The sequence below is a fragment of the Nitrosomonas europaea genome, from assembly GCF_900167395.1.
GTDB lineage: Bacteria > Pseudomonadota > Gammaproteobacteria > Burkholderiales > Nitrosomonadaceae > Nitrosomonas > Nitrosomonas europaea.
On the sequence record NZ_FUWK01000035.1, the window covers coordinates 12476 to 29322 of the forward strand.

Genomic DNA, 16847 nt, shown 5'->3' on the forward strand with positions numbered 1-16847 from the left:
AAATCCCGATCCAGATTTTATAATTTTTCCAGCTTGATTTCATCGAACATCCCGCCTAATCTGGATGTCTGCAAGTGAGCACATGCCAGTCGGACACAGTTATCAGGCAGGCTGGTATCAGCGGAAATTTCCAGCTGAATTGTCTCATCCTGCTGTTTTATTTTGACTGTCTCACCAGCCTGTATTCCAGATTTATCAAGCAGGCCAGGTGAAGCAAATGCAACGGGTGATACGGCATCATGTGTTTTCTGTAATGAGCTCGCACGCCTTACGATTGGATCAGCCTGATAAATTGGTATCTCACCAATCCTTTCAATGCCACTATTTTTTTGATGATTTTCTGAAATTGAAAACGCTTCCAAAGCGTTATTCAAGCCACGTACAAATTCTTCTTCTGCAGACACTATTTCTGCACGAACCTGTTCTGATGAATCGTAATCGAATCCTTCCAATTGCAACAGATTTCCCAATACCCGCAAGATTTTCCAGGCGGGACGTGCTTCACCGAGAGGAGGTACTACACCACTGAAACTTTGTATCCTTCCTTCAGTATTAACAAAAGTGCCGGATGTTTCAGTAAAAGGAGCAACAGGCAAAATAACATCGGCATAATCAGGAATGTTACCTTTGTAACTGCTCAATGAAACTACAAATTCAGCTTTATTCATTACCTGAAGCGCCCGCCCCGTATCATAACAATCCAGTTCCGGCTCCAGGTTCAACAGTACGTAAGCACTACAGGCTGGTTCACCATCAGGTGAACCTAACCCTAGCATTTGTCCCGCATTCAAACCAACCTTCTCTGATACAGTTTTATTTACAGAATGAGTCCCGGTGCTCCATGGTAACGCACCCGCAGAATAGGCTCCCACACTATTTGCAGCTTCACCCAGCAAACCAAACTGTGCTTCGGTTATTTTCGAAACAGCCAGTGCCGCACAGTGTAGATCAGCAAAATGAGGGTGATGCTGAGCAAGATTACCCAGAAAAACAGCAGCTGGAGCGTGGTTGATGAGACTATTCGCAATTCCCCGTGCAACTTCAGAAACTTCAACTGCATTTGCTGCAGATTTAATATGCCCGGGCACGGGAATATTCTTGATTTCTGCTGCTGCTTTCAGTACCTGTAATACCATGTCAAGCATAGCTGAAGGAGCAACAATCGCGCGATAGGCAATCTTGGTCAACTGATCGTCACCTGATGGATTGATCAGACTTAACTGCCCCCCCTCTTTTACTGCCTGACGCATCCGCTGGGCAAGCAGCGGATGGTCTTTACGCAGTGTACTGCCAACGACCAGCACAGCTTTTAACTGTGAAACCTCGGCAATTTGCATTCCCAGCCATGGTGCTCCACGCAATACGGCATCGGTACGAAAATCAGATTGACGTACCCGGTGATCGATATTGTGACTGCCCAGTCCACGCATCAGTTTTTGCAGTAAGTAGAGCTCCTCCAACGTGCTATGAGCAGATCCCAATGCACCTATACTCAGCGGCCCCTGATTTTTAACGACATTGCTGATGCCCTCAGCAGCATAGGCCAAAGCCTCCTGCCAGCCACATACCTGCCACTGTCCGGATTTTCTGATCATTGGTACCGTCAAACGGTCTTCCGAATTCAGTCCTTCATAAGAGAACCGGTCTTTATCTGACAACCAGCATTCATTGACGGCTTCATTCTCACGCGGTAATACGCGCATGACCCGATTTTTTTTCACTTGCACGACCAGATTACTACCCAGCCCGCAATGCGGGCTGATCGATTTTCTGCGTGATAACTCCCAGGTTCTTGCTGAATAGCGGAAAGGTTTACTGACCAGAGCACCGACCGGACATAAATCGATTACATTACCAGAAAGTTCAGAATCAACCGCTCTGCCGACGAACGTCAGAATCTCGGAATGTTCTCCCCGGCCAGCCATTCCAAGCTCCATGATTCCGGCGATCTCCTGGCCAAAACGAACACACCTCGTGCAGTGGATACAGCGGGTCATATCCGTTGCTATGAGCGGACCAAGATTCTTGTTGGTCACAGCCCGTTTGGGTTCCTGATAACGGGAACCGCTTGAACCATAGCCGACAGCGAGATCCTGTAGCTGGCACTCCCCTCCCTGGTCACAAATCGGACAATCCAGTGGATGATTGATCAGCAGAAATTCCATCACCCCTTTTTGTGCAGTCACCGCCTGCTGAGAATGTGTCGATACTTTCATTCCTTCGGCTACCGGTGTCGCACACGCAGGTAACGGTTTGGGTGCCTTTTCGACCTCTACCAGGCACATCCGGCAATTAGCCGCTATTGACAGCTTTTTGTGATAACAAAAATGCGGAATATAGATCCCGATCTGCCTGGCAGCATCCATTACGGTACTACCCTGCGCAACCGTTACCTGTTTGCCATCAATTTCAATATTAATCATCAGCAATAAATCCCGGAATCAGTGGGAATCAGATAAACATGACATAAAAAACCACAGCCTACCTAGACCATGCACTTTTTATGTTCGATATGGAAAACAAATTCATCCCGGAAATGCTGCAGCATTGCTCTTACCGGCATTGCGGCAGCATCACCCAGCGCACAGATCGTTCTACCCTGGATGTTATCCGCTAGATTATCAAGCAAATCCAGATCTTCAACCCGCCCCTTTCCGTGCTCGATCCGGTTGATGATCCGGTAAAGCCAGCCTGTTCCTTCCCGGCACGGAGTACACTGGCCACAGGATTCCTCATAGTAAAAATAAGAAAGCCGCTCCAGCGCACGCACCATACAGGTCGTGTCATCCATGATGATCACCGCGCCCGAGCCCAGCATGGAGCCTGCTTTTGCTATTGAATCATAGTCCATGTCAGTTTCCATCATGATGTCACCAGGCAGAACCGGCATTGACGATCCACCCGGAATACATCCCTTCAGCTTTCTGCCACCACGCATCCCGCCAGCAAGTTCCAACAGCTTTGCAAAGGGTGTTCCCATGGGTACCTCATAGTTACCCGGCTTATTGACATGTCCGGAAACTGAAAATATTTTAGTACCACCGTTGTTTGGTTTACCGAGCTGCAGATAACGCTCCCCTCCGTTACGGATGATCCAGGGAACAGAAGCAAATGTTTCTGTATTGTTGATTGTCGTAGGTTTACCGTACAAACCAAAATTGGCAGGAAATGGCGGCTTAAAGCGTGGCTGACCCTTTTTTCCTTCTATGGATTCCAGGAGGGCGGTCTCTTCTCCACAAATATAGGCACCGTATCCATGATGGTTATAAAGTCGGAAACTAAAGCCGGAACCCAAGATGTTATCCCCCAGGAAACCTGCGACATTCGCCTCCTCGACGGCCTCCTCCATTCGCTCGTAAACATCCCATATTTCCCCGTGTACATAGTTGTAGCCGGTACGGATACCCATCGCATAGGCGGCAATCAACATACCCTCGATCAGGATATGGGGATTGTAACGCATGATATCACGGTCCTTGAATGTACCCGGCTCACCCTCATCAGAATTACAGACGAGATACTTCTCACCCGTATACTGTTTCGGCATGAAACTCCATTTCAGTCCCGTCGGAAAGCCCGCGCCACCGCGGCCGCGCAGTGCAGATTTCTTGACTTCATCAATTACTGCCTCGGGAGAAATTTTCTGTGAAAGAATTTTTTTCAACGCGGCATAACCATCACGCTTAAGATAATTCTTTAGCCGCCAATTATCCGAATCCGCAGTATCCACACCTGCCATGATGACTTGAGTAGGCTGGGTCATCTGTTTAATTCCTCAAGCAGTTTATCTATCTGGTCTTCAGTCATGAAACTGCACATACGCTTGTTATTGACCAGAAGCACCGGCGCATCCCCGCAGGAACCCATACATTCACCTTCTTTGAGAGTGAATAACCCGTCTGTCGTGGTTTCATTGAAACCAATACCCAGTTTCTGTTTAAGATAATCTGCCGTCTGGTTTCCACCTGACAATGCACAAGGCAGATTGGTACAAACCGTAAGCTTGTACTTTCCGACCGGCTTCAGGTTATACATATTGTAGAAAGTCGCAACTTCATAGACAGCAATTGCAGGCATCTCAAGATAATCTGCAATGAAATCCATCGTTTCAGTTGCCAGCCAACCTTTTTCATCCTGTGCGATCGCCAGTGCAGACATCACGGCCGATTGTTTCCGGTCAGCAGGATATTTAGCGACTTCCCGATCAATTTTTCTCAGAGCTTCAGTGCTTAACATCGACGAACTCATCTGTCTATCTCACCGAATACAATATCCTGGGTACCAATGATTGCTACAAGATCAGCAATCATGTGTCCCTTGGTCATTTCATCCAGTGCTGCTAAATGTGCAAATCCAGGAGCACGAATTTTCAAGCGATAAGGCTTATTGGCACCATCTGAAACAATATAAATACCAAACTCGCCTTTAGGATGCTCCACAGCCGCATAAGCTTCACCCCGCGGAACATGCATACCTTCCGTGAACAACTTGAAGTGATGAATCATTTCTTCCATATTCTGCTTCATGGCCAATCTGGATGGTGGAGCAACCTTATGATTGTCAGTAATCACAGGACCAGGATTTTTTCTCAGCCATTCGACGCACTGTTTTATTATATGGTTTGACTGACGCATTTCCTCGATACGCACCAGGTAGCGATCATAACAATCACCATTGGCGCCGACGGGAATATCGAAATCCACCTGATCATAAACTTCGTATGGTTGTTTCTTGCGCAAATCCCATTCCACTCCGGATCCGCGCAACATTGGGCCGGTAAAACCCAGTGCTTTGGCACGATCAGGCGAAACCACACCAATATCGACCAAACGCTGCTTCCAAATCCGATTATCTGTCAGCAATGCCTCATAATCATCAATGTAGCCTGGGAATCGACGAGTGAAATCCTCAATGAAATCAAGCAGTGAGCCTTGCCGGTTTTCATTACGTGCACGCGTCGCCTTCTCATCGTGTATTGCTGATGGCTGGTACTGCGGCATATTGTCAGGCAGGTCACGATAAACCCCGCCTGGTCGGTAATAGGCAGCATGCAACCGGGCACCCGACACCGCTTCGTAACAATCCATCAAATCTTCCCGTTCGCGGAAAGCATATAGAAAAACCGTCATCGCCCCGACATCCAGCGCATGAGCGCCTAGCCACAGCAGATGATTGAGGATACGTGTTATCTCGTCAAACATTACACGAATATATTGCGCTCTGATGGGCACCTCGATCTGCAACAGCTTTTCGATCGCCATCACGTACGCATGTTCGTTGACCATCATGGATACATAATCCAGACGATCCATGTAAGGTACAGACTGTACGTAAGTCTTGTTTTCTGCCAGTTTCTCCGTGGCCCGATGCAGTAATCCGATATGAGGATCAGCACGCCGGATAACTTCGCCATCCAGTTCCATCACCAGACGCAGAACACCATGAGCTGCAGGATGCTGCGGCCCAAAATTCATAGTGTAATTACGAATTTCAGCCATTTCCTAAGCACCCTCTCATTTGAAAATCCCACATGCCCCGGCAATCAGTCATAGAGTGCTTCATATTTCCTCTCTGCCATATTGTTCTTCACGAATGACATACGGTGTAATTTCGCGAGGCTCGATTGTAACAGGCTGGTAGACAACCCGTTTCTGATCAGGGTCATAACGCATTTCCACATGTCCTGACAAAGGAAAGTCCTTGCGGAAGGGATTTCCAATAAATCCATAATCCGTCAGAATTCTTCTGAGGTCAGGATGATTATTGAAAATGATTCCAAACAGATCAAACGCCTCTCGCTCAAACCAGTTGGCTGAAGGCCATACAGGCATCACCGAATCAACCATGGGAAATTCATTGTCTTCCGCAAAGACACGCACGCGCAGCCTGTGATTATGCTTGACTGAAAGCAAGTGGTACACGACAGCGAACCGTCTGTCCTCCCGTTTATATCCCGCATGTGTATCTGTCGAATATTCACTGAAATCCACACCACATAGATCAATCAGCGTATCAAACCCCAGATCCTGATGATCTCTCAATACCTCAGCGATATCCGGCAGATCCCGGGAATGCACCAGAAGCGTCAGCTCCCCAAGCGCACAACTGATATCAATTTGCCGATCACCCAATATTCTCTGTAAATCCGCCGCAAGTTTTTCAAGGCGACTGTTTGTCATTTCACCCCCTAGCTAGCGCGCGATTGTATTGGTACGCTTAATTTTATTCTGTAACTGAATGATTCCGTAAAGCAGCGCTTCAGCAGTCGGTGGGCAGCCTGGCACATATATATCGACAGGCACTATCCGATCACACCCACGTACAACTGAATAAGAATAATGATAATACCCACCGCCATTTGCACAGGATCCCATGGAAATTACCCAGCGAGGTTCAGCCATCTGATCATAAACTTTACGTAATGCAGGTGCCATCTTATTACACAGCGTTCCGGCAACAATCATGACATCTGACTGACGGGGACTGGGGCGAAAAACAATACCGAACCGATCCAGATCATAACGGGATGCACCCGTTTGCATCATCTCGACCGCGCAACACGCCAATCCGAAAGTCATAGGCCACATCGAGCCCGTACGCCCCCAATTGATCAAGGAATCAAGGCTGGTCGTAACAAATCCTTTGTCTAATACACCCTCAATACCCATTATTCAATCCCACTCCAAAGCACCTTTGACCCATTCGTAAATGAAACCTACTACGAGTAATCCAAGAAATACCAGCATCGCAACAAAACCAAACCACCCGATTTCTTTCAAGACAACAGCCCAGGGAAATAAGAATGCAATTTCCAAATCGAATAATATGAACAAAATTGCGATCAGGTAATAGCGCACATCGAACTTCATACGCGCATCTTCAAACGCACCAAAACCACATTCATAGGGTGACAATTTTTCGGCATCCGGTTTGTTTGGCGCCAGCAACCATCCTGCCAACATTGATAACACGCCGATTGCCAGCCCGACCAAAATAAATAACAGAATCGGGAAATAATTCCCGAGCATGGTGTTCAGCATCTTCAATATCCTTACTAAAATCACCAAACTCAGATCACACAATGATCTGACATTCAAATATGCTTGCCTGGTGCCGACGGCGAGAATCGAACTCGCACAGCTTTCGCCACCGCCCCCTCAAGACGGCGTGTCTACCAATTCCACCACGTCGGCCAAAAACCTCAACCGCTCGCTTTCAACGAGTAAAAACTATTCGGGAATTTCTCCAACTCTGGAAGCATCACCTTCTCCTTCCTTCTCTGAAGTTCCGAGTTTATCACCCCCTGCAGCAGGAACAGCTACTTCACCTGATTTCATATCCAGTTTTTGCATAACACTCTCTTCACCAGAATGACTGGTGCCGGAAAAATATGTTAGCGTTAGACTGGTAATAAAAAAAACCGTAGTAGCCAACGCAGTCATTCTGCTCAGAAAATTAGCCGACCCACTGGCACCAAATAGACTTCCAGATGCACCACTACCGAAGGCTGCTCCCATATCAGCACCTTTTCCCTGTTGTAACAGGATCAGGATGATGATTATGACCGCAGCGATAATATGTACCGACCAAATAAGTGTTTCCACAATACATTATCCCCAATTAATTCTGTGCTGCCAGACAAATCGAAATAAACTCCGCAGCAACCAGCGAAGCCCCTCCGATCAGCCCACCATCTATATCAGGCATTGTGAACAATTCACGTGCATTATCTGCTTTTACACTTCCACCATAAAGTATCTGGATATTCTCAGCAATCCCGCCACTATGAACAGCTATCCGACTTCTTATAAATTTATGGACATCCTGCGCCTGTTGGGGAGTAGCAGTTTTGCCAGTACCGATTGCCCACACCGGCTCATAAGCTATGACTGATTGTCCGAGCGCTTCGATACCCGCCAGATCAATCACGGCATCGAGTTGCATAGCGATTACCTGTTCAGTCTCATCCGATTCACGCTGAGCCAGGGTCTCACCTACACAAAGTATTGGTGTTATCGAACGCTCTTGTGCAGCACGAAATTTTTCAGCGACGACCTGATTCCCTTCGCCGAACAGTGTTCGTCGTTCTGAATGACCCACAATCACGTACCGACACCCTAAATCGGCCAGCATATCTGCCGATACTTCCCCGGTATAAGCTCCGTGGTGGTACTGACTGACATTCTGCCCCCCCCATAGCACATGAGAGCCCTCAAGCACTGACTGTGTCTGTGCTATATAGGGGTAAGGCACACACACCACACAGGATACATTCTGCAACGAGCGAGTACCTGAAACAACCGCATCAAGCAACTCCTGATTCCGAACCAGGCTGCCATGCATTTTCCAGTTCCCGGCCACAAACCCTGCACGCCCCATCATCCCTCCTGTTTATCCAGCTTCAGACTCATAAAACCGGGGGATGCTACCCGCGAAACCGGGTTGCGTCAATGCCCGTATCACCCGATCTGACATATTCACAACCGAAATTACTCTGATTTGCTGCGTCCTGAAGCAAAATATAATAAAATACTGCACATGGTGTTTTGCATAAATTTGCCCCCGTTTAACCAAGGTTGACATGAAAAAACTCGTTCTCCTGCGACACGGAGAAAGTATCTGGAATCAGGAAAATCGCTTTACCGGCTGGACTGACGTCGATTTAACGCCCAAGGGACTAAAAGAAGCCGAAGAGGCAGGCAGATTGCTTCGCGAAAACGGTTTCTCCTTCGACATTGCTTATACATCTCTACTCAAACGGGCAATTCGTACACTCTGGATCGCACTGGACGAAATGGATCAGATGTGGACCCCGATCGAGCTCAACTGGCGACTCAATGAACGGCATTACGGGGCACTTCAGGGTTTGAACAAAGCAGAAACCGCCAAACAATATGGCGATGAACAAGTACTCGTCTGGAGACGCAGTTACGATATCCGCCCACCTTCCATCACAATCAACGACGAACGCTATCCCGGCTTTGATCTTCGCTACAGAAACATGTCATCCGGCGATATTCCGCTTGCTGAAAGTCTCAAGGATACGGTTGCAAGATTTCTGCCCTACTGGAATCAGTCAATCGCTCCACAAATCAAGGCAGAAAAAAAGGTAATCATTGCTGCACATGGAAATTCGCTGCGCGCTCTGATCAAACACCTCGATAATATCTCGGACCAGGATATCCTGAATTGCAATATACCCACAGGGATTCCGCTAGTTTATGAACTGGATGACGACTTGAAACCACTCAACAGTTACTATCTGGGAGATGCTGGCCAAATTGGGGAAGCCATTTCGGCGGTCGCCAATCAGGGTAAATCCGGAGCTTGATGTTTGCCGATTTAATTACAAGTTCAAAATCAACTCAACATTGCCTTTCCCGAAAAGCAAATAGATTGCTTAGAGCTACCTTTCTGTTGCTTTCAGTCAATGTGTTTTTACCTTCCGTGCTGTATGCAATTCCCCAGGCCAACCGGGATAGTCAAAAACAGTTACAGGAATTACGTACTCGTATTGATGCTCTGCAGAAAGATCTGGTTGATAAAAAATCTTCGAAAGCCAAGGTGGCTGATGCACTGCGTGAATCTGAGCGATCCATAAATGATCTGCACGCAAAACTTGCCAAACTCGCACAACAGCAGAAAAATGCACAAGAAAAGCTGAATCAACTGCAAAACAGCTCGGCGCTGCTTCAAGACGATATCAATAACAGGCAAAAACAGCTTGGAAAGCTGATCTATCATCAGCATCTGGCAAAATATGGGAATTATTTGCCATTATTACTCAAGCAGCAAAACCCTGATAAAGCCACACGTAATTTTTATTATTACAGTTACATTGCACAGGCGCGCTCAAAAAATATCGATAATTTACGCAATCAACTGACTGCTTTGGACGCACTGGCTCACGAAAGCCATATTCAGAACGAATCGCTTAAGCGGATCCACAATGAGCAAATCCATCACAAACGACAGCTCGAACTGGAAAAAAACCGGAAATCAGAAATTCTGGCAACACTCTCTAAAGAAGTTACCCGCCAGCAGAAAAAAATTGATGAACTTAAACAAGATGAGCAGCGCCTTTCCAATCTGATTGAAAAACTTAACAGACAGCTTGCCCGGAAAAAAAGCGCTCCGGCCAAAGCAGATGGAAAATCGGTATTACGCAACGACAAATTACCTGACAGCACTGAACACAGGGGTTCCTTTGCGGCACTGAAAGGAAAGTTGAGATTGCCCGTCAAAGGGGAACTTGCCAACCGTTTTGGCAGTCCACGCGAAAGCGGAAGCATCAAATGGCAAGGGTTGTTCATTCGTTCTGCCGGAGGTAACGAAGTCAAAGCAATTGCAGGTGGAGAAGTGATATTTGCTGACCGGCTGAGAGGATTTGGAAATTTGATGATTCTGGATCATGGCAACCACTACATGAGCCTGTACGGTAATAATGCAGCAATCCACAAACGGGTAGGCAGCAAGGTTAAAAGTGGTGATACGATAGCAACCGTTGGTAACAGCGGTGGAAACGCTGAGACAGGTTTATATTTTGAACTCAGATATCAAGGAAAGCCGTTTGACCCGTTAAGTTGGGTAAAGCTGGAGTAATCGAGATTGAGCCGATACTTCTATCAAACAATGGCTTAAATTTTAATTGGCATTACAGAACTTCCGAAAACACAAAGTGCGGAGCAAACACACACCATGCATAATTTTATAAAGAAAATCAGTTTAGTTTTTGCCGGCGTCATTGCTGGAATCATGGTCAGCCTGAATTTCTCCGCCATCGCCGACAAAGAAATCAAAGAGGAATTGCAAACGCTCCCGATTGAGGAGCTGCGTACATTTTCCCAGGTTTTCGGTCGCATCAAAAGCGACTATGTCGAACCTGTAGAAGATAAAAAACTGATTACCGAAGCGATCAACGGGATGCTGGTCGGGCTGGATCCGCATTCGGCTTTTCTGGACAGTGAGGAATACAAAGAACTGCAGATCGGTACACAGGGAGAGTTTGGCGGGCTGGGTATACAAGTAACAATGGAAGATGGCCTGGTCAAGGTTATTTCTCCGATCGAAGATACACCTGCTTTCCGTGCAGGCGTCAAAACCGGTGATCTGATCATAAAAATTGATGATACAGCCGTAAAAGGTATGACCCTCAACGATGCTATCAAGCGGATGCGAGGAAAACCGGATACCCCGATTACACTGACTGTCATTCGTGAAGGTGAAGCAGAGCCCCTTACCTTCACACTCGTTCGTGCCATTATCAAAATTGACAGTGTCAAGTCCAAGCTTATTGAGCCGGGTTATGCCTATGTCCGCATCACCCAGTTCCAGGAACGTACTGGTGAGAATCTTGCGGAAGCCATTACCAAGCTTTACAGCGGAAGCAAAGTCCCTATGAAAGGTCTGATACTGGATTTACGAAATGACCCGGGTGGATTGCTGAACAGTGCTGTCGCAGTCTCAGCTGCTTTCCTGCCGAGCAATGCGCTGGTGGTATACACTGAAGGACGTACGAACGATGCCAAGATGCAACTTCGCGCCAATCCTGAATATTATCTTCGTGGATCAGGGCGTGATTTCCTGGCCAATCTCCCTCAAAGTATCAAAACCATACCCATGGTGACACTGGTCAACGGCGGTTCAGCTTCTGCCTCGGAAATCGTAGCGGGTGCTCTGCAAGACCATAAACGATCTATTGTCATGGGTTCGCAAACCTTTGGCAAAGGATCGGTACAAACTATCCTGCCGCTCAGCAATAACACAGCTATCAAACTGACGACAGCACGTTACTTCACGCCCAATGGTCAGTCGATACAAGCAAAAGGCATCACTCCGGATATACTAGATGAAGAAACTGACAATGACTCACGCCTGTTGAGAGAAGCCGATCTCAACCGCCATCTGAGCAATGGTCAGGAAGAAAAAACCGATAAGGCAGCAGCATCCGACAAAAAAGGTGCACAATCTTCCAAAAGATCAAAAAACAAGGCAGATAAGAAGCAGAAAAAGCATGAACCCATGGAATTCGGATCTAGTGATGACCTGCTGCTGGCCAAAGCAGTCAATCATTTGAAATCCATGGCTCAGAAATCCAAGCATAAAACAGCCAAATCAACTCAAAGCTGATTTTTTCCTGAATGAGGTGGCGGGAGTACTGTGGATGATCAGCAGCTTTTACGTTACAGCCGCCACCTTTTATTACCGGAAATCGATATTCCCGGCCAGAAAAAGTTAACACATTCCAGTGTTTTCATTCTGGGGGCAGGTGGTTTAGGCTCTCCTGCTGCGCTCTATCTAGCTGCCAGCGGAGTTGGAAAATTAACTATTTGCGACCATGATCAGGTCGATTTGACAAACTTGCAACGCCAGATTCTGCATGAAACCGCCTCGATTGGTAAGTTCAAGACAGATTCTGCCAGAAATACACTGCAACGCATCAATCCGGAAATAGAAATTATCTCCTTGCCGGAACAGGCTACTGCCCGCCTGCTCAACAGAGAAATCAAAAGCGTTGATGCTGTCATCGATGCCAGCGACAACTTCTCAACACGCCATCTCATTAACCAGGCCTGCCTTGCCCATCGCAAACCTTTGATATCAGCAGCGGCTGTCCGGTTTACCGGGCAGATAACCGTATTCGACCTGCGCCATCCTGATAGCCCCTGTTACCACTGTCTGTTCCCTGATTCAGGTGACAGTGATGACCCCGCATGCGCAATCATGGGTGTATTTTCTCCACTGACAGGTATTATCGGCTGTATCCAGGCAGCTGAGACCATCAAAGTATTGCTGGGAATCGGTGAAACACTCCATGGTCGGCTACTTCTCCTGGATGGACTAACCATGCACTGGCGTTCACTCAAGCTGAGTAAAGATCCACAGTGCCCGACATGTCACTCTGCTTCAGTGCAAAACCTGTCTGATTCTCAGTAAAACAAGTCAGCCGGGGATTTGAAACTGCGCTATCGCCAGACGCGCATACAGTTCACTAGATTCCATCAATTCCACGTGTGTACCCAGTGCTTCCAGACGGCCATGATGAATAAGAGCAATGCGATCAGAAGTCAGGATGGTACTCAGGCGATGGGCAATGACAATGGTTGTCCTGCCTGTACTCAATCTGGTAATTGCCTGTTGCACCCAGTGCTCACTCTGACTGTCCAGTGCACTGGTAGCTTCATCCAGTAATAAAACCGGAGCATCTGCCAGAATAGCCCGGGTAATTGCCAGCCGCTGTTTCTGGCCACCCGACAACCCCAGTCCGGTATCACCCAGGCTGGTCTGGTAACCTTGTGGTAGAGAAACAATGAAATCATGTATAAAAGCAGCTTTAGCCGCCATTTCGATTTCCGCATCCGAAGCATCCGGGCACGCATAACGCAGATTCTGCTCGATACTGCCATGAAACAGCACAGGATTCTGAGATACCAATGCAAAACTGCGCCTGAGATCAGACAAATCCAGATCGCGGATATTCACACCTTCCAGACTGATGCAGCCCGACCGCACATCATAGAAACGCAGCAGCAAATCGAATAAAGTTGATTTGCCTGCGCCCGAGAGACCAACCAGCGCCAACGTTTCACCCGGGCGTACCGCCAATGAAAAATCATTGATCACTTGTATTTCAGGCCGTGATGGATAAGCAAAACATACTCGCTGGAACACGATATTGCCTGTCACTGCCGGCAATTGACGAGGATCGACAGGCGAACTGATCTGGCTGGGCTCCTCCAACAGCTCCATGGTTCGCTCCGCAGCCCCCGCAGCACGCTGCAATTCCCCCAGTACCTCTGATATCGACCCTACCGCCGAGCCAATGATGATGCTGTAAAAAACGAATGCCGCCAGTTCTCCCCCACTGATTTTACCTTCGATCACATCCATGCCACCGACCCAGAGCATCATACCGATCGCACCGAATACCAGAACAATTACCACCGCGATCAACCAGGCACGTTGTAATGTCCGCTGGCGGGCGATATGAAACGCATCCTCAACATACTGATCGAAATGCATTTTATCCATTGCCTGATGGTTATAGGCCTGCACTGTCTTGATCTGCCCAAGCATTTCCCCAACATAAGCGCCAACGGCCGCTACCCGATCCTGGCTTTGTCGCGACAGCACACGCACGCGTCGGCCAAACAGCAAGATGGGAACTATGACCAATGGAATACTCAGCATAACGATCACCGTCAGCTTGACATTGGTAATAAACAACCAGACGATGCCACCGGCCAGCATAATCAGGTTACGTAACGCTACCGAAATGGAAGAACCCACTACGGATTGCAGCAAAGTCATATCCGCAGTCAAGCGAGACTGGATCTCAAGGCTACGGTTGGCTTCGAAAAATCCAGGATGCAGCTCGATCAGATGTGCGAAAACTTTGCGCCGTATATCTGCGATCACCCGCTCCCCCAGCCAGGTCACCCAGTAGTAACGTGTAAACGTACCTATCGCAAGCAGTACCACCAACAACAGAAAAACCAACACATACCGGGTCAGCAGATCAGGCGACTGTGTAGCGAATCCACGATCCACCATCAGCCGTATCCCTTGCCCTAGCGATAAGGTAATTCCGGCAGTCAGGAATAACGCTGCCAGACTAAAACTTAACGATAGTTTATAAGGTTTGAGGAAAGCAGCCGTTTTCAAAACAGCCTGCCAGCGATTGCTCGTCATGAATAAATCCCGGAGCTAAATCTCGGATCGGGCAGAAAAAGGAAACAAAGACGGAAATTCTGAATTTTGACGATCAACAGTATAATTACAGAGCTTTCAATTTAATTATAACAGCAGGATAAATGAAACATTCAGAAGCAGAAAAAGTTGGCGTGCTATTCGTCTGTATGGGAAACATCTGTCGATCACCCACTGCAGATGCGGTTTTCAACCATCACGTCAAATCAGCCAGACTGGAACACCTCTTTCATATAGATTCTGCCGGAACTCACGCCTATCACATCGGCGAACCACCGGATCGACGCTCACAGCAGGCTGCACTCAGACGAGGCTACAACATGCAGAGTTTACGTGCCAGAAGAGTCGTACCGGAAGATTTTTCACGCTTCCAATATATTCTGGCCATGGATCGTCATAACCTGGAGGAATTGCAGCAAAACTGCCCGTCACGATATACCAGCCGGCTGGGAATGTTCCTGCAATACAGTAACCAATGGGATATTCGTCAGGAAATACCTGATCCATACTACGGCGGCAGCCACGGATTCGAAAGAGTACTGGATCTGGTAGAAAATGCGAGTCAGGGATTGTTAAAGTACATACTGGAGAATTTAAATACTTAAAAATTCTTTAGATGTAGTAGTTGAGATCTGGTCTGACAGTTAACCGATAGTAAATAAGCTTTCAACAAATCCTTATTTTCACGCACCGCTTGCGCAAAAGCTGGAAAAGCCACCTTGCGTACTGCGTTCATCATATCGCGATGAAACAAATAGACTAAACCCTGCGCCCGGCTGTAAAGCGCTACCGCCTGGAATCCTAAAAACCGGCCCAGAATCAGATCATTCATATTCATTGCAATTTCGGTAACAATTGCAGCAACACTGGTTTGCACGCCAAAACTGGCAATACGCCGCCACTCTTTCAGACCTGGCGTAATCCATGCTTCTTGCGGACGAGCAGTATTCACCAGCAGCATCAGACACACGACATTCGCTACCGAAGCCCAGGCAAGACTCATGTACCCATATCCAAGCGCTGCAAGACTCACAGAGACAACTGTCTGTACAATTGAACAAACCACACTGATCCGATAAAGCACTGTAAATTGTATATCTCTACGCAACAAAGCCAGTACAGGAGCAGTAAAAGGAATAATCAGAAAATTGACACACTGGATTTTACCAGATCAGCAAGCCCGGGTTCATTATAAAAATCGGCTGCCCACGAACTAGAGAGATACAATAGTCCCCTTACTGTCCAACTGGTGATAATGGCAATCGTTAAGGATGTTTGAATTCTTTCCCTGGTTAGCTCACACTCTTGGATTAGGTAGTTACCCACACCAGTATCACGCATCATTTGCGCGATACTGGTTACGGCAGAAGCAACCGAGTAAATGCCAATCTCTGCTGGCACCAGCAACCGAGCAATCAGCATAATGCCGATAAAGCCGATAAACATTGTTGAATAATTTTCGGCAAAAGAAATAATGACGGCTTTTCTGATACTGATCACTGGTCAATAAAACTCCAAATATACCGCTGAATTTATCTCCCGATAATGCGGCATGAGATTCGTACAGGCAGCTTCCTATCCCTGATTCAGGAATATAGCGCTATTATCTCTGCTCCAGCTCGAGATCAGATACCATTTTACCCAGTATTACTGCAGCATCTTCCGCAATCAGCTGTAGTTGCTGCTGTTCTTGCCGAGAAAAATTTGTCAACACTCTCTTCTTGGCGCCACCAGTTTTCCCTGATAACCCCACGCCCAATCTTAATCTTTTAATTTGATCCGTCCCTAACGCGACTAGGACAAATCGACATTTACGGATTCTCAACATCTATAATTTTTGCTTTACTGAAAGAGGTCTAACATTTTCAGTGAGGAATGTATGAAACGCTATGAATTGAACAGGGAGCAATGGTGTCGAATAGAGCCGTTTATACCGGGGAAAATTGGGGATCGTGGCCGACATGGTGCTGATAATCTATTGTTCATAAATGGTGTTTTATGGGTTTTACGCTCCGGCGCGCACTGGCATGACCTGCCGGAGCGGTATGGCAAATGGAAAACTGCTCACAAACGCTTTACGCGGTGGGCACAGGCCGGTATTTGGGAAAAGATATTCGATGTTTTGACCGAAGACCCGG

Annotated in this window: 16 protein-coding genes, 1 tRNA gene and 1 pseudogene; 6 read left to right on the plus strand and 12 right to left on the minus strand. The window is 47.3% G+C overall.

Translation table 11 applies throughout. From position 1 onward, the window contains the following. Nucleotides 1–17: 17 nt before the first annotated feature. From nuoG to tpiA, 10 genes are all read right to left on the minus strand, one after another. Nucleotides 18–2423, minus strand: coding sequence for an NADH-quinone oxidoreductase subunit NuoG (gene nuoG, locus B5D58_RS10445; RefSeq protein WP_011112322.1), 2406 nt, complete (start codon nt 2421–2423; stop codon nt 18–20). A 62-nt stretch (nt 2424–2485) separates the two neighbouring features. After that, nucleotides 2486–3763, minus strand: a complete 1278-nt coding sequence (gene nuoF, locus B5D58_RS10450) for an NADH-quinone oxidoreductase subunit NuoF (RefSeq protein WP_011112323.1) — start codon at nt 3761–3763, stop codon at nt 2486–2488. Then, entirely contained in the window at nt 3760–4236 is a 477-nt protein-coding gene (gene nuoE / locus B5D58_RS10455; protein ID WP_041357229.1) for an NADH-quinone oxidoreductase subunit NuoE, read from the minus strand. The genes nuoF and nuoE overlap by 4 nt, the downstream gene beginning before the upstream one ends. A gap of 8 nt (nt 4237–4244) precedes the next feature. Next, on the minus strand, nt 4245–5498 hold the full coding sequence (locus B5D58_RS10460) for an NADH-quinone oxidoreductase subunit D (RefSeq protein ID WP_011112325.1): 1254 nt from the start codon (nt 5496–5498) through the stop codon (nt 4245–4247). Between the two features lie 60 nt (nt 5499–5558). Further along, nucleotides 5559–6179 carry an NADH-quinone oxidoreductase subunit C gene (locus B5D58_RS10465; protein WP_011112326.1) on the minus strand — a complete coding sequence of 207 codons (621 nt, stop codon included), beginning with the start codon at nt 6177–6179 and terminating at the stop codon, nt 5559–5561. 12 nt (nt 6180–6191) lie between these two features. Beyond that, nucleotides 6192–6668, minus strand: a complete 477-nt coding sequence (locus tag B5D58_RS10470) for a NuoB/complex I 20 kDa subunit family protein (protein WP_011112327.1) — start codon at nt 6666–6668, stop codon at nt 6192–6194. A 3-nt stretch (nt 6669–6671) separates the two neighbouring features. After that, nucleotides 6672–7028 (minus strand): NADH-quinone oxidoreductase subunit A, encoded by a 357-nt coding sequence (locus B5D58_RS10475; protein WP_041357230.1) that lies wholly within the window; start codon nt 7026–7028, stop codon nt 6672–6674. A gap of 80 nt (nt 7029–7108) precedes the next feature. Continuing rightward, a tRNA-Leu gene (locus B5D58_RS10480) sits at nt 7109–7193 on the minus strand. A gap of 36 nt (nt 7194–7229) precedes the next feature. Then, nucleotides 7230–7604, minus strand: a complete 375-nt coding sequence (gene secG, locus B5D58_RS10485) for a preprotein translocase subunit SecG (protein ID WP_011112329.1) — start codon at nt 7602–7604, stop codon at nt 7230–7232. Nucleotides 7605–7620: 16 nt separating this feature from the next. Next, nucleotides 7621–8379 (minus strand): triose-phosphate isomerase, encoded by a 759-nt coding sequence (gene tpiA / locus B5D58_RS10490; protein WP_011112330.1) that lies wholly within the window; start codon nt 8377–8379, stop codon nt 7621–7623. 202 nt (nt 8380–8581) lie between these two features. On the opposite strand from tpiA, the gene gpmA reads away from it, so the two are divergent. From gpmA to B5D58_RS10515, 4 genes are all read left to right on the plus strand, one after another. Then, the gene (gene gpmA, locus B5D58_RS10500; RefSeq protein ID WP_011112331.1) at nt 8582–9331 is read left to right on the plus strand and encodes a 2,3-diphosphoglycerate-dependent phosphoglycerate mutase; all 750 of its coding nucleotides are present in this window, start codon (nt 8582–8584) and stop codon (nt 9329–9331) included. A 65-nt stretch (nt 9332–9396) separates the two neighbouring features. Beyond that, entirely contained in the window at nt 9397–10602 is a 1206-nt protein-coding gene (locus B5D58_RS10505; protein ID WP_234989063.1) for a murein hydrolase activator EnvC family protein, read from the plus strand. Nucleotides 10603–10698: 96 nt separating this feature from the next. Then, nucleotides 10699–12129: a S41 family peptidase gene (locus B5D58_RS10510; RefSeq protein WP_011112333.1), complete on the plus strand. Its 1431-nt coding sequence runs from the start codon at nt 10699–10701 to the stop codon at nt 12127–12129. Between the two features lie 30 nt (nt 12130–12159). Further along, entirely contained in the window at nt 12160–12936 is a 777-nt protein-coding gene (locus B5D58_RS10515; protein ID WP_011112334.1) for a HesA/MoeB/ThiF family protein, read from the plus strand. Between the two features lie 6 nt (nt 12937–12942). Here the strand turns inward: B5D58_RS10515 and B5D58_RS10520 are convergent, their stop codons facing one another. Beyond that, on the minus strand, nt 12943–14691 hold the full coding sequence (locus tag B5D58_RS10520) for an ABC transporter transmembrane domain-containing protein (protein WP_011112335.1): 1749 nt from the start codon (nt 14689–14691) through the stop codon (nt 12943–12945). A gap of 122 nt (nt 14692–14813) precedes the next feature. Here B5D58_RS10520 and B5D58_RS10525 point away from each other — a divergent pair, with 122 nt between their 5' ends. After that, nucleotides 14814–15314 (plus strand): low molecular weight protein-tyrosine-phosphatase, encoded by a 501-nt coding sequence (locus tag B5D58_RS10525; protein WP_011112336.1) that lies wholly within the window; start codon nt 14814–14816, stop codon nt 15312–15314. Here the strand turns inward: B5D58_RS10525 and B5D58_RS10530 are convergent. Then, nucleotides 15311–16182: pseudogene (locus B5D58_RS10530) on the minus strand (oligosaccharide flippase family protein); the annotation flags it as partial. The gene B5D58_RS10525 and the pseudogene B5D58_RS10530 sit on opposite strands and share 4 nt — an antisense overlap. 406 nt (nt 16183–16588) lie before the next feature. Here B5D58_RS10530 and B5D58_RS10545 point away from each other — a divergent pair. After that, nucleotides 16589–16847: transposase (locus B5D58_RS10545; RefSeq protein ID WP_143779575.1), on the plus strand; the 259-nt coding region annotated here is incomplete at its 3' end.

Coding starts and splice junctions, on each gene's coding strand:
- nuoG (WP_011112322.1), bottom strand. CDS start 2,423: ATGATTAATATTGAAATTGATGGCAAACAGGTAACGGTTGCGCAGGGT.
- nuoF (WP_011112323.1), bottom strand. CDS start 3,763: ATGACCCAGCCTACTCAAGTCATCATGGCAGGTGTGGATACTGCGGAT.
- nuoE (WP_041357229.1), bottom strand. CDS start 4,236: ATGTTAAGCACTGAAGCTCTGAGAAAAATTGATCGGGAAGTCGCTAAA.
- B5D58_RS10460 (WP_011112325.1), bottom strand. CDS start 5,498: ATGGCTGAAATTCGTAATTACACTATGAATTTTGGGCCGCAGCATCCT.
- B5D58_RS10465 (WP_011112326.1), bottom strand. CDS start 6,179: ATGACAAACAGTCGCCTTGAAAAACTTGCGGCGGATTTACAGAGAATA.
- B5D58_RS10470 (WP_011112327.1), bottom strand. CDS start 6,668: ATGGGTATTGAGGGTGTATTAGACAAAGGATTTGTTACGACCAGCCTT.
- B5D58_RS10475 (WP_041357230.1), bottom strand. CDS start 7,028: ATGCTCGGGAATTATTTCCCGATTCTGTTATTTATTTTGGTCGGGCTG.
- tpiA (WP_011112330.1), bottom strand. CDS start 8,379: ATGGGGCGTGCAGGGTTTGTGGCCGGGAACTGGAAAATGCATGGCAGC.
- gpmA (WP_011112331.1), top strand. CDS start 8,582: ATGAAAAAACTCGTTCTCCTGCGACACGGAGAAAGTATCTGGAATCAG.
- B5D58_RS10510 (WP_011112333.1), top strand. CDS start 10,699: ATGCATAATTTTATAAAGAAAATCAGTTTAGTTTTTGCCGGCGTCATT.
- B5D58_RS10520 (WP_011112335.1), bottom strand. CDS start 14,691: ATGACGAGCAATCGCTGGCAGGCTGTTTTGAAAACGGCTGCTTTCCTC.
- B5D58_RS10525 (WP_011112336.1), top strand. CDS start 14,814: ATGAAACATTCAGAAGCAGAAAAAGTTGGCGTGCTATTCGTCTGTATG.